Genomic DNA, 12,207 nt, shown 5'->3' with positions numbered 1-12,207 from the left:
CCCGTGCCGGACGGGGTGGGCATTAGTCGCGGGTGAGTTTGCGGTGGGTCACCCGGTGCGGTCGAGCGGCATCGGGGCCGAGTCGCTCGACCTTGTTGGCCTCGTACGCCTCGAAGTTGCCCTCGAACCAGAACCACTTGCCCTCTTCGACGTTGCCCTCCCACGCGAGGATGTGGGTACAGGTGCGGTCGAGGAACCAGCGATCGTGGCTGATCACGACGGCGCAGCCGGGGAACTTCTCCAGGGCGTTCTCCAGCGAGCCGAGGGTCTCGACGTCGAGGTCGTTGGTCGGCTCGTCGAGCAGGATCAGGTTGCCGCCCTCCTTGAGGGTCAGCGCCAGGTTGAGTCGGTTGCGCTCACCGCCGGAGAGCACACCGGCCGGCTTCTGCTGGTCGGGGCCCTTGAACCCGAAGGCGCTGACGTAGGCGCGCGACGGCATCTCGTTCTGGCCGACCTCGATGTAGTCGAGCCCGTCGGAGACGACCTCCCACACGGTCTTGTTGGGGTCGATGTTCGCGCGGTTCTGGTCGACGTAGCTGAGCTTGACCGTCTCGCCGATCTTCACGGTGCCCGAGTCGGGCTCCTCGAGACCGACGATGGTCTTGAACAGCGTGGTCTTGCCGACGCCGTTGGGACCGATCACGCCGACGATGCCGTTGCGCGGCAGAGTGAACGACAGGTCCTTGATCAGGACGCGGCCGTCGAAGCCCTTGTCGAGGTGCTCGACCTCGACCACGACGTTGCCCAGACGCGGCGGCGTCGGGATCTGGATCTCCTCGAAGTCGAGCTTGCGCGTCTTCTCCGCCTCGGCGGCCATCTCCTCGTAGCGGGCGAGGCGGGCCTTGTTCTTGGTCTGGCGGGCCTTGGCGCCCGAGCGGACCCAGGCGAGCTCCTCCTTGAGGCGCTTCTGCAGCTTCTGGTCCTTCTTGCCCTGGACCTCGAGACGCTCGGCCTTCTTCTCCAGGTAGGTCGAGTAGTTGCCCTGGTACGGGTGCAGCTTGCCGCGGTCGACCTCGCAGATCCACTCGGCCACGTGGTCGAGGAAGTACCGGTCGTGCGTCACGGCGAGGACTGCGCCCGGGTACGAGGCGAGGAACTGCTCGAGCCACAGCACCGACTCGGCGTCGAGGTGGTTGGTCGGCTCGTCGAGGAGCAGCAGGTCCGGCTTGCTCAGCAGCAGCTTGCACAGCGCGACGCGGCGGCGCTCACCACCGGACAGGTGGGTGACCGGGGAGTCGCCGGGCGGGCAACGCAGCGCGTCCATGGCCTGCTCGAGCTGCGAGTCCAGGTCCCACGCGTCCGCGTTGTCGAGGTCCTCCTGGAGCTTGCCCATCTCCTCCATGAGCTCGTCGGAGTAGTCGGTGGCGAGCTTCTCGGCGATCTCGTTGAAGCGGTCGAGCTTCACCTTGATCTCGCCCATGCCCTCTTCGACGTTCTCCTTGACCGTCTTCTCCTCGTTGAGGGGCGGCTCCTGCAGGAGGATGCCGACGGTGGCCTCGGGGTCGAGGAACGCCTCGCCGTTCGACGGCTGGTCGAGGCCGGCCATGATTTTGAGGATCGACGACTTGCCGGCGCCGTTCGGACCCACGACGCCGATCTTGGCCCCGGGGAAGAAGGACATGGTGACGTTGTCCAGGATGACCTTGTCGCCGTGCGCCTTGCGCACGTTCTTCATCGTGTAGATGAACTCGCCCACGAAAAACTCCTTCGGTCCTGCGATGCCGGTGGATGTCAGCAGATGCTCGACTGCGCGCTCGGCCGGCGCGCATACATGGACTCCAGCCTAGTGGTGTCCGCAGTCGGGTCGGTCGCCCGGTGACCGGACGCCTCGTGCAGGCACCCGATCAGCACGTCGGAGCGCGTCCCGTCGCCTGCCGCGGCAGCCCGGTGCGGGGCGTGCGACGTCGATGTTCGCCTGCTCGCGGCCCCCGGGACGCCCGCCACGTGTGATTCGCACAACCCAACGGCGACCGGTGGCGGGAAATTCCCGGGCGCAGCGCATCGCCCGGACCATGCGCTGCCCGGCATCACGTCCGCGATCGCGTCGACGCGCGGCGCCGACGGCCGCAACCACAGGCAACGGGCGCAGCCGGACCGAAGGAACTGTTCAGGCCGCGGAGGGGGTGTCGGCGGTGTGCTCCGCCGCCGGACGTTCCTCGAGACGACGCTCGGCTGCCCGCGACCCGGACCTCAGTCCCTCGGCCTTCGGCAGTTCGGACTTCAGCACCTCGGACCGGGGTGTCCCGCGATAGGTGACGATGCACCGGCTCAGGTCCAGCCCCACCGAGATCGCGGTCATCTCCAGGTCGGACCGGCGCGACCCGTCGGGCATCGGGTACTCGTTGGTCTTGATCTGACCGTGCGCGATGATCGGACGCCCCTTGGCCACGGCGAGCCCGACACCGGCGAGAAGCCGGCGCCAGCAGCTGATCGTCAGGTAGAGCTTCGGGCCGTCGACCCACTCCCCGGTGCGCTTGTCGATGCGCCGTGAATTGGACGCCACGCGAAAGGAGATCACGTCCTCCCCGGTGGTGGTCTGGCGGCGGCGCGGCTCGGACACGACGGTCCCGATGACGGTGGTGAAGGTCTCGTACATACTCGTCTCCTCCTGGTCGGCCACGAGGTGGTGTGGCCGCATCAGCATCACCCCCGTCGCGCGGTACAACCGGCGTCGTGATCGGGATGTGGAGAACTCCGGGCCGTTACCCACAGATCTGCGGGCGGATCGAGACATCCGTTCCCGAGCTCGCGCCATGCGGATGCGAAAGGTCCTGCCCGGCCTGAGCCCGGCGGGGTTCAGCTGCGCTTGTTGAGCTCGCGCAGCATGTCGTTGTAGCTTTCCAGCTCCGAGTCGTGGTCGCGCTCGGCGTTGCGGTCGTAGCGGCGCGCCTGACGGGTGTCGCTCTTCTGCCACTGCACCAGCAGCGCCAGCATGATGACCACCAGCGGGATCTCGCCCGCGGCCCAGGCGATTCCGCCGCCGACGCGCTGGTCGGCGAACAGGTCGTAGTTCCACGGCAGTTGGAGTCCGCGGTAGTAGGACTCGGCGATCACCGCAGAGGTCATCATCAGGGCAATGCCGAAGAAGGCGTGAAACGGCAACGACCCCAGCACGATTCCGAGTTTCGCCGGCGGCGCCACGTTGCGCGGCGCGGGGTCGATGCCGATGACGAGCCAGTAGAACAGGTAGCCGCTCAGCAAGAAGTGCAGGTTCATCAGCAGGTGCGCGGCGTGGTATTGCACAACCGCCTCGTAGACACCGCCGAGGTAGAGGATGTAGAAGCTGCCGACGAACATCACCGACGCGAACAGCGGATGGGTGATGAACTTCGAGTACCCCGAATGCACCCCGGTCTGAATCCACTCGCGCGGACCCGGCGGGTTCCCGCGACCCGCGGGCGGCAGGGCACGCAGGGCGAGGGTCACCGGGCCGCCGAGGATCAGCAGCACCGGGATCATCATCGACATCAGCATGTGCGAGATCATGTGCACGCTGAACATCGCCGGCGCGTAGCGTCCCAGGCCCGACGACGTGGCCAGGAGCAGCAGCAGGCATCCGAGCAGGAAGGCGAAGGTGCGGCCGACCGGCCAGTCGTCGCCGCGCCGCCGTAGCCGGATGACACCGCGCAGGTAGACCACCGCCAGGACGATCGCGGCGGTGCCGAAGATCAGGTCGAAGCGCCAGTCGGTGAGGAACCGGACGAAGGTGGGCGGACCGGCGAGGTCGTAGCCGATCGCGTTCTTCGTCGTGGAGATCTCCGAGGTGTCGATCAGCGGCGGCGGGGTCCGGCTCAGACCGACCGCGAGACCGAACGTCGCCGCGAAGACCATCAGTTCGACCAGCCCGAACCGGACGAACAGCGAGGGACGCTCCTCGGACTCGAGCTGGGCGATGGTCACGCGACGATGCCATGCGCCGAGCGCGCCGAGGACGGCCAGCGCGACGATCTTGCCCACGACGAGTCGGCCGTACGTGTCGTCGAACAGCTCGCCGATGGGCACGCGGACCAGTGCATTGATCACCCCGCTCGCCCCGACGACGAGAATGCACCAGAACGCGACACGCGAGAAGCGCCGAACCGCCAGCGCCCGCCACTTCCCCGACGAGAGCGCGTAGACGACGACCGCGGCGAGCCCGCCGAGCCACAGCGTCGCACCGACGATGTGCAGGATGAGGCTGTTGGTGGCGACGTCGTGGTCGCCGCCGGCCGACGAGTGTCCGGCCAGCGCGGACGGCATCAGGCTGAGGACGACGAACCCGATGACGATGGTCGTCAGGCCCCATTTGAGGATGATCCGCGCGACCATCGCCGCGACCAGGGCGAACACCGCGGTCCAGAACCAGGTGCGCACCTCGGCGACCTGGCCGTAGGCCGTCATCAGGTTCTTCGGCAGGATCGCCTCCGACAACGGCGAACCGCTGACCTCCGACGCGGCCAGGGGCATCAACAGCACGGCGCACACAGACCACACCAGCGACGCCGTCGCGGCGATCCTGATCGCGCGGTAACCGCCGACGTCGAGCACGTGGTCGGTTTGCGGCGGCACGAAGAACGCGGCGAACACCGCCGACCCGAGAGCGATCGCGGCCGCGAACTCGCCGATCGCGGTGAGCATCGGCAGTCCGTAGGTGGTGATCGGGCCGGGGTCGGGAACGCCGGTGAGCTTCAGCGCCGTGGCCGCCGAGATCGCGGTGACGGCGACCGCGATGACCGCAGCGAGCCACCCGCCTGCCCACAGGATCGCGGTGACGACGCCGCGCGGCTCGTTCATCGCGTCGCGTTGCTGATCAGCGGGGGCGGACGTCGACGTGCGGGTCATTCCTCAACTGTAGGTCCGGCGCCCGCCCACACCGCTGCCGACCTGCTGCGGCCGTGGCGTGCGGCACATCCGCGGGACGGGCGGACCGATGTCGTAGACTCCTTGTGCTCGACGCCACGACGCGTCGGCAAGCCTCCGTAGCTCAGCTGGATAGAGCAAGGGCCTTCTAATCCCTAGGTCGCAGGTTCGAGTCCTGCCGGGGGCGCCGCGTGCGCCGGGTCGGTTCCTCCGACCCCGCCCCGTTCTTCCTTTCGGCCGACTCGTTTCCCAACCGCCGATCCCATTCGCGTGAAAGGAACCGGTCGAGCGTGACCAGATGCACAGCTCGGTCACGCTCGAGATCTTCAGGCCGGCGTCTGCCCTCTCAGATCCCGAACGGCTCCGCGTACCTCACCATCCCCGCCGGGATCGGGCTCCCGTCCAGGCTGAGCACCATCAGCGACTCGGCCGGCACCTCGATACTCAGCCGCACCCCGTGGTCGACGGCGCGCGCGAAGCCGAACCTCGGGTAGTAACCGGCGTGACCGAGCACCACGACGGCGCTCTCCCCCTTGGCCCGCGCGGCCTCGAGGACCGCGGTGATCGCGACCGACCCGGCACCCGTCCGCTGATGCGCGCCGAGCACGGCACACGGCGCCAGACACAGCGCGGGAACGTCGTCGATGTGGCATCGGGTCAGCAGCGCGTATCCGACCGGAAGGCCGATGGCGGTGTCGTCGGCGGGCACGGCCACCATCGACAACCCGTCGATCCAGGCCGGGTCCGCACGCAGCGCATCGACGAGGTCGGCCTCCTCCGAGGTGTCGAACGCGTCGAGATTGATCTCGCGCACCCGCCCGATGTCATCGGGCCGCTCGGGCCGCGCGTGCCATTGCGACCGCATCTGTCTCCATGACTCCGGCCGGGTCATGAGCACCTCCCTCACTGCGGCACCGGGCCCACCGTAACCGCACCATCCCGCTGACTGCGACGGCTTTTCGGAAACGGTCCACGGAACCGGGAGCGCGTCCGGTGCGTCCAAACCGAGCACCACCGCTCGGTGGGCAGCAGCGTCTGGAGGACCATGTCACACCCTCTCCCACTCTCTTACCGCATGTCCCTGCAGTACCGGCTCAGCGATGAATACCGCACGGAGAAAACGACTTTCGGCGTGACTCCGGCAGACATAGATTCGATCGTGAGGTCGTGGAGCAGCAACGCCGTGGCCGTGCACGCGATCGACGTCGAGCCCCTGTCCGCCGCCCACGGACCCTCGAGTCGAGTGGCCCGCGCCCTGAACGCCGCCGCCGGCCCGGCGGAACGTGCGCTCGCCTCCGTCGGCACCCGGTTGACCGACCTGAGCGCGGCACTCACACGCTTCAGGGCCGACGCCGTGTCCAGCGACACGAAGGCGGCCACGGCGTTCGACGCCCTGCGAGATCGCTGATGCGCCCGACCATCCCGGCACTGCTGAAATGGCAGCCGCAGACGTTCGCCGACGCCGGTACCTGCGCGTCCGAGGCGGCCGAGGCCCTCGACACCGCCGTCGGCAGAGCCGTGACGGCCTTCGACTCGGCGAGGTCCTGGCGCGGGCTCACCCACGCCGCGGCGCAGCGGCGCGTCGGCGAGGAACACGACCACGCCGACGAGGTCCGCAACGTCCTGCAGATGATCGCCGACGAGGCGTCCGACGCGGCGGTCGCTCTCACGCATGCGCGCGACCACGCACTCCGCCTTCTCGACACCGCCACCGACGGCGGGTTCCGGATCGCCGAGGACGCCACGGTGACCCACCCCGACCCCGACCGCGCCGCATCGGCCGCCGATCTCACCGGGCAGATCACCGCCGCACTCTCCACCATCGACGAACTCGACGAGCTCTACGGGACGCGGCTGGACGGCTACACCGCCGACCTGGCGTCGATGATCGACGGCCAGCCGGACGTCACGCTGCCGGGCGGCACGATGATGGACCCCGACGATGCGGTCATGATGCTCCGCTCGCTCACCGAGTCGCAGATCCGCGATGTCCTCGAGAAGATGAGTCCCGCCGACGTCAGGCGCCTCGTCCAGGCGAATCCCCATGTGATGGGCAATCTTCCGGGTGTGCCGTTCGAGTGGCGCATCCCGGCCAACGAGGTCAACATCCGCAATGCCCTCGCCGAGGAGATCCGCGCCGGTCGCGGTCAGGGCCGCCGCGCCCGAACCCTGCGCGAGATGCTCGAGCCCGTTGCCGACCCGACGAACCCGAACCCCGCCGCAGGCGACGACGGCCTCGTCGAGCGGCAGTTCATCACCTTCGTGAACACGCCCCGCGGCCGCATGGTCGAGATGGTCGGAACCCTGCGACGCAACACCCGCAACGTCGCGGTGTATGTGCCGGGCACCGGGACGAACATGGACTCGGCCGGCGGTGACAACCGGCGCGCCGCCGCCGAGCTCGCGGCCCAGACCGACGGCCCGGTGTTCCTCTACCTCGACGGCGACCTCCCGCAGGATCTCGTCGCCGCCACGAGCACCGGGTACGCCGCCGAGATGGCCCCGCGGTTGGCGGTCTTCGGCCACGAACTCGACGCCGAGCTCGCCGAGCACGCCCCGGCGGCGAAGAGCACGTTCATCGGCCACTCATACGGCGGATCGGTGGTCGGAACCGCCGAACAACTGGGGCTGGCGCCCGACCGCGTCATCTACGCGTCCGCGGCGGGCACCGGCATCCTGGATCTCCCGCACCCGGCGGGAGTCGATCGGTACGCACTCACCTTCCCGGGAGATCCCATCCATATCTCCCAGCTCCTGCCCTTCAACCCGCACGGCGCCGATCCCGACACCACGGCCGACGTCACCCGATTGGCGACCGGCACTGTCGAGATCGACGGCAAGACCTACGTCGGCGGACTCAAGACCCATGGCGGCTACTGGAACGATCCGGACTCGACCGCCTTCCAGAACATGGTCAAGGTCATCACCGGCGAGGAACCGGTTCTCCACGGCAGAGACAGACCCTCGATGCCGAGTCTCCCGACACCACCGCCGGCGCCGCCGTGGTGGACCCGCCTGTTCGACGACGCCGGTCCTCCGGGGCCGCTCCCCGACATCCCGTTGCCGAGGGTCCCGGGTCTCCCGAGGCTTCCGATACCCCTTCCGATACCCGATGTACCCCTGCGGCTGCCGCGGTGACGGGACGGCTCGCTCCCGGTGCTCAGTGGGCCTCGGGAACCTCGCGCCGCTCGTCGGGGACCGCCGTTCCGCGCCACCCGCCGATGACACGCATGCTGTGGTAGATCACGAGGGCCGCCACCGACCCGAGCGAGATGCCGGCGAACACGAGATCGCCGATCTGCCATGTGTAGTCGGCGATACCGATGATGAGCGGGATGGCCGCGGTGAACTGGTTGATCGGCTTGGAGAAGTCGACCTTGTTGCTCACCCAGATCTGCACGCCGATGATGCCCACGAGGCCGTACAGCGCGGTGGTCACGCCACCGAGGACGCCAGGCGGGATCGCGGCGATGACCGCGCCGACCTTCGGCGACAGGCCGAGCAGGATCGCGGCGGCGCCGGCGATCCAGTAGGCGGCGGTCGAGTACACCTTGGTCGCCGACATCACGCCGATGTTCTCGGCGTAGGTGGTCGTCGCCGAGCCGCCGCCACTGCCGGCGAGCACGGTCGCCAGTCCGTCGGCGGCGATGGCGCGACCCATGACGTCGTCGTAGTCCTTGCCGGTCATCATCGCCACCGACTTGACGTGGCCGATGTTCTCCACGACGAGGACCAGCACCACCGGCAGGAACAGCGGCAGGACGCCGAGCTCGAAGGTCGGGGTCTGGAAGTCGGGCAAGCCGATCCATGCGGCGCCGGCGATGCCCGAGGTGTCGATGTAGTCGTTGTCGGGGTCGATCCAGTCGAGCACCACCGCCAGCAGGTACCCGAAGACGACGCTGACGAAGATCGCGAGCCTGCCCAGCAGCCCGCGGAACAGCACCGCCGACGCGACGAGCAGGACCAGGACGATCGTCGCCAGCACCGGGTCTGCCACGAAGTTGTTCTTCGCTGCGGGTGCGAGGTTGAGACCGATCAGCGCGACGATCGTGCCGGTGACCACCGGCGGCATCAGCACCTCGATCCACCGGACCCCCGCGAAGTGGCAGATCAGGCCGATGACGACCAGGAGCGCGCCGACGGCCACCAGGCCGCCGAGCGCCGAGGACGCTCCGTCGGAGGCCACCGCCGCCGTGACCGGCGCGATGATCGCGAAACTCGAGCCGAGGTAACTGGGCAGGCGGTTCTTGGTGATCAGCAGGAACAGGATCGTGCCGATGCCGGAGAACAGCAGCGTCGTCGACGGCGGGAACCCGGTGAGCACCGGGACGAGGAAGGTGGCGCCGAACATCGCGATCACATGCTGCAATCCGATGCTCGCGGTCCGCGGCCAGGTCAGTCGCTCTTCCGGAGCGACAACGGTGTTGGTGGTGAGTGTCCAGGACAGGAAGTTCCGGGAGCCCTTCTCCGGTTCGGTCATGCCGAACAGTCTGCGACACCGGCCTGCGCGCCGCGCGGCGGCTCACCCTTCCGGCACGGCGTGCTGCACAAATCCATATGCAACAAGAGTTATATACACCTTGTTGCATAGTGCGCTGTTGCAGTGTTAGCGTGCCCACATGGCGCTCGAACACGCGATCCTGGTCTCGCTGGCGGAGCGACCGGGCACGGGCTACGAGATCGGCCAACAGTTCGACCGGTCGATCGGCTACTTCTGGTCGGCCACCCACCAGCAGATCTATCGCACGCTGAAGAAGCTCCTCGACGACGGACTCGTCAGCGTCGAGTCGATCAGCCAGGACGGCCGGCCGGACAAGAAGGTCTACACGATCTCCGACGCCGGTCGAGAAGCCCTGGCCGAGTGGGCGATGAGCCCCACTCCCCTGCAGCCCCTGCGCAGCGACATCGGGGTCAAACTGCGCGCCGCCGAGTTCGGCGACCTCGCCGCGATCATCGGCGAACTGAAGGCACACCGCGACGCCCACGTCGCCCAACTGAAGTTGTACGAGGGATTCCAGGCCGAGTACTACCCCGAGCCCGAGTCCCTCACCGGCCGCAAGCTGCACCAGTACCTGGTGTTGCGCGGCGGCATCCTACAAGAGCAGGGCTACATCGAATGGTGCGACGAGGTCATCCCGGCCCTCGAGCGCGAACTCGCCGGTGGCTGAACACCATCCGAACCCGAACTCCCCTCAGATTGACCGTCTCACCGAACGTCCCGACGACAACCAGATGAAAGGTCGCGTCATGTCAGCCCACACGGCACAACCCAATCCGCACTATCCGCACCTGTTCACGCCGCTGCAGATCGGCGGGATGACCATCGAGAACCGCCTGGTGATGGGCTCCATGCACACCGGCCTCGAAGACCGACTCTGGGACACCGACAAGCTCGCCGCATACTTTGCCGAGCGCGCGAAAGGCGGTGCGGGACTGATCATCACGGGCGGTTTCGGCACCAGCCGCACCGGTTTGCTCGCGTTCGCCGGCGGCAAGATGACCAACGCCCTCGACTGGCGGCGCCACCAGCGTGTCACCAAGGCGGTCCACGACGAGGGCGGCAAGATCGCGATGCAGCTCATCCACGCCGGCCGCTACGGGTACACCCCGTTCAAGGTCGCGCCGGGCACCGAGCCGTCGCCGATCCACCCGTTCAAGCACCTGAAGATGACCGAGCCGATCATCTGGCACGTCATCAAGTCGTTCGGCCACTCGGCCAAGCTGGCCCGCAAGGCCGGATACGACGCCATCGAGATCATGGGCGGCGAGGGATACCTCATCAACCAGTTCCTCTGCCCGCACACCAACGACCGCACCGACAAGTGGGGCGGCAACACCGAGAACCGGCAGCGTTTCCTGGTGGAGGTCATCAAGGAGATCCGCCGCCAGGTCCCACGCGACTTCCCGGTCATCCTGCGCCAGTCGGTCGCCGACCTCATCCGCAACGGTCAGACCTGGGACGAGATCGCGCTGATGGCCCGCAAGGCCGAGGAGTTCGGCGTCGACGCCATCAACACCGACATCGGCTGGCACGAGGCCCAGGTCCCGACCATCGTCACCTCGGTCCCCCGCGGCGCGTTCGTGAAGTTCACCGAGCGTCTGCGCGACGAGGTGTCGATCCCCCTGATCGCGGCCAACCGCATCAACACCCCGGAGTTCGCCGAGGAGATCCTCGCCAACGGCCGGGTCGACGCCATCCAGATGGCGCGTCCGTTCCTCGCCGACCCGTACCTGGCGAACAAGGCCCGCGAGGGTCGCGCCGACGAGATCAACACCTGCATCGGCTGCAACCAGGCCTGCCTCGACCACGCCTTCGTCGGCAAGAAGGTCTCGTGCCTGGTGAATCCGCGCGCGGGCCGCGAGACCACCCTGGTCCTCAGCCCGACCCGCAAGGCCAAGCGCGTCGCGGTCGTCGGCGCCGGCCCGGCGGGTCTGTCGGCGGCGGTCTCGGCCGCCGAGCGCGGCCACAAGGTCACTCTCTTCGAGGGAGGAGACAGCATCGGCGGCCAGTTCTCCATCGCCGCCCGCATCCCGGGCAAGGAGGAGTTCAACGAGACCATCCGCTACTTCACCCGCAGGATCGAGGTCCTCGGCATCGACCTGCGGCTGAACACCCGCGTCGACGCCGACACCCTGATCGCGGAGAAGTTCGACGACGTGATCGTCGCGACCGGCGTGGTGCCGCGCATCCCGGATTTCCCCGGCGTCGACCATCCGATGGTCATGTCCTACGCCGACGCCGTCCTCGGGCACCGCGAGATCGGCAAGCGCGTCGCCGTCATCGGCGCCGGCGGCATCGGCTTCGACGTCAGCGAGTTCCTCGTCACCGACGAGTCCCCGACGCTGAACCTGAAGGAATGGGAACAGGAATGGGGCGTCACCGACGACCCGGAGAAGCCCGGCTACGTCACCAAGCCGCGCCCGCTGCCGCCCGCCCGCCAGGTCTACATGGTGCAGCGCAAGCCCGGTAAGCAGGGCAAGTCCCTCGGCAAGACCACCGGGTGGGTCCACCGGGCGACGATGAAGATGAAGGGCGTCGAGCAGATCAGCGGCGCGACCTACGACAAGATCGACGACCAGGGCCTGCACCTGAGCTTCCGCGACGACGAGGGCAACGTGACCGAGACCCGCCTCCTCGAGGTCGACAACGTGGTCATCTGCGCCGGCCAGGAGTCGGTGCGCGACCTCGTCGATCCGCTGACCCTCGCGGGCGTGACGACCCACGTCATCGGCGGCGCCGACTACGCGGGCGAACTCGACGCCAAGCGGGCCATCCGACAGGGCACCGAGGTGGCCGCCGGGATCGACTGACCGCTCGGTCATCTCACCCCACTCGCGTCACCGCCGTTGCGTCCCGACTCCTCCACG

Annotated in this window: 9 protein-coding genes and 1 tRNA gene; 5 read left to right on the top strand and 5 right to left on the bottom strand. The window is 68.2% G+C overall.

All coding sequences use genetic code 11. The features are described 5' to 3' along the window. Nucleotides 1-22: 22 nt before the first annotated feature. The 3 genes from ettA to GP2_RS00315 all read right to left on the bottom strand — a co-directional run bounded on the left by ettA (nucleotide 23) and on the right by GP2_RS00315 (nucleotide 4,821). Nucleotides 23-1,696: an energy-dependent translational throttle protein EttA gene (gene ettA, locus GP2_RS00330; protein WP_006898443.1), complete on the bottom strand. Its 1,674-nt coding sequence runs from the start codon at nucleotides 1,694-1,696 to the stop codon at nucleotides 23-25. Nucleotides 1,697-2,107: 411 nt separating this feature from the next. Then, on the bottom strand, nucleotides 2,108-2,596 hold the full coding sequence (locus GP2_RS00320; RefSeq protein WP_006898442.1) for a single-stranded DNA-binding protein: 489 nt from the start codon (nucleotides 2,594-2,596) through the stop codon (nucleotides 2,108-2,110). Nucleotides 2,597-2,796: 200 nt separating this feature from the next. Continuing rightward, nucleotides 2,797-4,821, bottom strand: coding sequence for a bifunctional copper resistance protein CopD/cytochrome c oxidase assembly protein (locus tag GP2_RS00315; protein ID WP_006898441.1), 2,025 nt, complete (start codon nucleotides 4,819-4,821; stop codon nucleotides 2,797-2,799). 131 nt (nucleotides 4,822-4,952) lie between these two features. Between GP2_RS00315 and GP2_RS00310 the strand changes: the two genes are divergently transcribed. Then, nucleotides 4,953-5,026 (top strand) — tRNA-Arg (locus GP2_RS00310). A 159-nt stretch (nucleotides 5,027-5,185) separates the two neighbouring features. Here the strand turns inward: GP2_RS00310 and GP2_RS00305 are convergent. Next, complete coding sequence (locus GP2_RS00305; RefSeq protein WP_040526077.1) at nucleotides 5,186-5,704, bottom strand: GNAT family N-acetyltransferase; 519 nt, start codon at nucleotides 5,702-5,704, stop codon at nucleotides 5,186-5,188. Between the two features lie 210 nt (nucleotides 5,705-5,914). On the opposite strand from GP2_RS00305, the gene GP2_RS00300 reads away from it, so the two are divergent. Beyond that, nucleotides 5,915-6,247 carry a hypothetical protein gene (locus GP2_RS00300; protein WP_157211620.1) on the top strand — a complete coding sequence of 111 codons (333 nt, stop codon included), beginning with the start codon at nucleotides 5,915-5,917 and terminating at the stop codon, nucleotides 6,245-6,247. Beyond that, entirely contained in the window at nucleotides 6,247-7,977 is a 1,731-nt protein-coding gene (locus tag GP2_RS00295; protein WP_006898438.1) for an alpha/beta hydrolase, read from the top strand. The genes GP2_RS00300 and GP2_RS00295 overlap by 1 nt, the downstream gene beginning before the upstream one ends. Before the next feature lie 22 nt (nucleotides 7,978-7,999). Here GP2_RS00295 and GP2_RS00290 read toward each other — a convergent pair whose 3' ends face one another. Continuing rightward, a complete protein-coding gene (locus tag GP2_RS00290; RefSeq protein ID WP_006898437.1) occupies nucleotides 8,000-9,319 on the bottom strand; it encodes a uracil-xanthine permease family protein in 1,320 nt (439 codons plus the stop codon). 139 nt (nucleotides 9,320-9,458) lie between these two features. Between GP2_RS00290 and GP2_RS00285 the strand changes: the two genes are divergently transcribed. Both GP2_RS00285 and GP2_RS00280 read left to right on the top strand, forming a co-directional pair. Then, nucleotides 9,459-10,007: a PadR family transcriptional regulator gene (locus GP2_RS00285; protein ID WP_006898436.1), complete on the top strand. Its 549-nt coding sequence runs from the start codon at nucleotides 9,459-9,461 to the stop codon at nucleotides 10,005-10,007. A gap of 79 nt (nucleotides 10,008-10,086) precedes the next feature. Further along, complete coding sequence (locus tag GP2_RS00280) at nucleotides 10,087-12,150, top strand: NADPH-dependent 2,4-dienoyl-CoA reductase (RefSeq protein ID WP_006898435.1); 2,064 nt, start codon at nucleotides 10,087-10,089, stop codon at nucleotides 12,148-12,150. Nucleotides 12,151-12,207 lie beyond the last annotated feature (57 nt).

It is taken from the genome of Gordonia paraffinivorans NBRC 108238 (genome assembly GCF_000344155.1).
GTDB lineage: Bacteria > Actinomycetota > Actinomycetes > Mycobacteriales > Mycobacteriaceae > Gordonia > Gordonia paraffinivorans.
Note: the sequence above shows the minus strand (reverse complement) of the source record. Positions and strands in the feature narration are given on the sequence as shown.

Excerpts from the sequence above, each read along its gene's own strand:
- GP2_RS00320 (WP_006898442.1), bottom strand. The coding sequence starts at position 2,596 with ATGTACGAGACCTTCACCACCGTCATCGGGACCGTCGTGTCCGAGCCG.
- GP2_RS00315 (WP_006898441.1), bottom strand. The coding sequence starts at position 4,821 with ATGACCCGCACGTCGACGTCCGCCCCCGCTGATCAGCAACGCGACGCG.
- GP2_RS00305 (WP_040526077.1), bottom strand. The coding sequence starts at position 5,704 with ATGCGGTCGCAATGGCACGCGCGGCCCGAGCGGCCCGATGACATCGGG.
- GP2_RS00300 (WP_157211620.1), top strand. The coding sequence starts at position 5,915 with ATGTCCCTGCAGTACCGGCTCAGCGATGAATACCGCACGGAGAAAACG.
- GP2_RS00295 (WP_006898438.1), top strand. The coding sequence starts at position 6,247 with ATGCGCCCGACCATCCCGGCACTGCTGAAATGGCAGCCGCAGACGTTC.
- GP2_RS00290 (WP_006898437.1), bottom strand. The coding sequence starts at position 9,319 with ATGACCGAACCGGAGAAGGGCTCCCGGAACTTCCTGTCCTGGACACTC.
- GP2_RS00285 (WP_006898436.1), top strand. The coding sequence starts at position 9,459 with ATGGCGCTCGAACACGCGATCCTGGTCTCGCTGGCGGAGCGACCGGGC.
- GP2_RS00280 (WP_006898435.1), top strand. The coding sequence starts at position 10,087 with ATGTCAGCCCACACGGCACAACCCAATCCGCACTATCCGCACCTGTTC.